Origin of the sequence: Bifidobacterium pseudolongum subsp. pseudolongum DSM 20099 (assembly GCF_000771225.1) — a bacterium.
Lineage (GTDB): Bacteria > Actinomycetota > Actinomycetes > Actinomycetales > Bifidobacteriaceae > Bifidobacterium > Bifidobacterium pseudolongum.
On sequence record NZ_JDTZ01000018.1, the window covers coordinates 1 to 2,136 of the forward strand.

Sequence of the window (2,136 nt, forward strand, 5' to 3'; positions counted from 1 at the left end):
ACAAACACAACACCTCCACCGGCGTGTCGCAATCACGCTACGCCCACGTCATACAACTCGACCCACTCCCCACAGCCGCACTAAACTGGGCCTCACTACGACGCCTCACACATGCGCGCGCCGCCGCTGCAACCCATATTCGGCAGCGGTCCATTCCAGGGACGGGGCATCATGCCTGCAACACCAGCGTCATCATTCGGATTGCCCAACAACGGGTTTGTGCCTGTGGCCACGATTTCTCCGGTGAGCACCGTCGCCGACCCCGCGCACAACGCCGAGCTCTGCTACGAGGGGCTGCAGCGAGCGGCCAAACTCGGCGCGAAGGTCGTCGCGTTCCCCGAGGTCGTGCTCACGTCGTACATCGCCGACGACCTGCTGTACCACAGCATCCTGTTGGAAAGCGCGGAACGCGAACTTGGCCGTCTTGTGGAACGCACGGCGGATCTGGATGTGCTGTTCTCGGTGGGCGTGCCGCTGTGCATCAACGGCAAGATCTACAACACCGTGGCCGTCTGCCACCGCGGACGCATCCTCGGCGTGGTGCCGAAGACGTTCATTCCCACCTACGGCGTGGATTTTGCAGGCCGCTGGTTCCATTCGGGCCCGGCGGAGGTCACGGACATCACCGTGGCCGGTCAGGACCATGTACCGTTCGGCTCGCACCAGGTGTTCCGTTGCCGTCAACTGCCGCAACTGTGCGTGGGGTACGAGATCTGCGAAGACATCTGGTCTCCTGAGCCGCCGTCGATCCGGCTCGCGTTGGCCGGCGCGACGGTCATCTGCAACGGCTCCGCGTCGAATGCGTCACTCGAGAAGGATCTCTACCGCCGCGGGCTGATCAGCGGGCAGAGCGCGCGCCTGCTGTGCTGCTATGCGTACTGTAGCTCCGGCCAAGGCGATTCGACGAGCGACGTGACGGTCGGCGGTCAGGAGATCATCGCCGAAAACGGCAGCGTGCTCGCACAGGCCCAGCCGTTCGGTGAGGGATTCGCCATCGCCGATGTGGACGTCGAAAGCCTGTGGGGCGCGCGGCGCGGCATGTCGTCGTTCACAGTGGCGGCGAGCGCCGAGGCCGCCAGTTATCACGAGACCGTGTTCGACATGGACTTCCCCGAGCATCCGCTGCTGCGGCCGGTTTCGGCGCAGCCCTTCGTTCCCGACGATGCGCGCGTGCGCGACGACTGCTGCGACCTCGCGCTCACCATGCAGGCGCACGGCATGCTCGCGTTCCTGCACAACCGCGGCGAGAGCGCCATCACCGTGCTCGCCGAAGACACCGCGGTCGCGAACGCCGCGCTGGCCGTGCTCGCGGCCGCGCGCGCCGCCGACCTCGCGGGCATCGACCGCTCCGCCGTGTGCGTGCAGTTCCCGGGCGAGCGGCCGGGCAAGTACGCCAAGACGCTGCTCGGCTCGCTCGCCGAGGCGCTCGGCTGCACGGTGAGCGATGCGAGCCAGCCGCCGGTCGCGAATCCCGCCGAAGCGCTTGTCAACCCGGTGGACATGACGGAACTCGCGCTCGGCATGAGCGACTTTCCGCTCGACCTATCGATGCAATATGCAGTGAACAGCCAGCTTGTACGTTCATTCGTGCCGCTGATCCTCGCCCGCGCCGCGCAGACCGCCGAAGACGGGCAGCTGCGCGCGGCGCTCGACCCGATCATCGCGCACAGCGATCCGCTGCATGTGCCGGAGCACTACCACTACGCGGCGCGCGGATTCGCGGACATCGCGCCCACTGAAGTCGAGGATTTCTTCATCGACGGATTCTTGCGCGCACAGTACCGCCCGTCGAAGTCGTTCCGCCTGGCGCAGCGCGCGTTCGGCTCCAAGTACAGCGACCGTGAATTGCTCACGTGGATGCGCACGTTCTACGGGTGGTTCTTCGCGACGCAGTTCATGCGCCATGACCTGCCCGACGGTCCGCGCATCGGTTCCGCCGGCCTCGACCTGCGCGACGGGTTCATGATGCCCACGTATGCGCAGGGGGCGCTGTGGCTCGATGAGGTGGACGCCCTGCTCGCGCGGATCGGGGAATGATCGGAGCATCCTGACCCCTGCTGCAAAGCGCGTGCCAAACGTTGATTATCTGTAGTCATGATTCTCCATAGCTACAGATAATCGATTATCTGTAGCTAT

Annotated in this window: 1 protein-coding gene; it reads left to right on the forward strand. The window is 65.4% G+C overall.

Annotated elements, in window-relative coordinates; genetic code table 11:
- Window positions 1-171: 171 nt before the first annotated feature.
- A complete protein-coding gene (locus OU02_RS07970) occupies window positions 172-2,037 on the forward strand; it encodes a nitrilase-related carbon-nitrogen hydrolase (protein ID WP_080745832.1) in 1,866 nt (621 codons plus the stop codon).
- Window positions 2,038-2,136 lie beyond the last annotated feature (99 nt).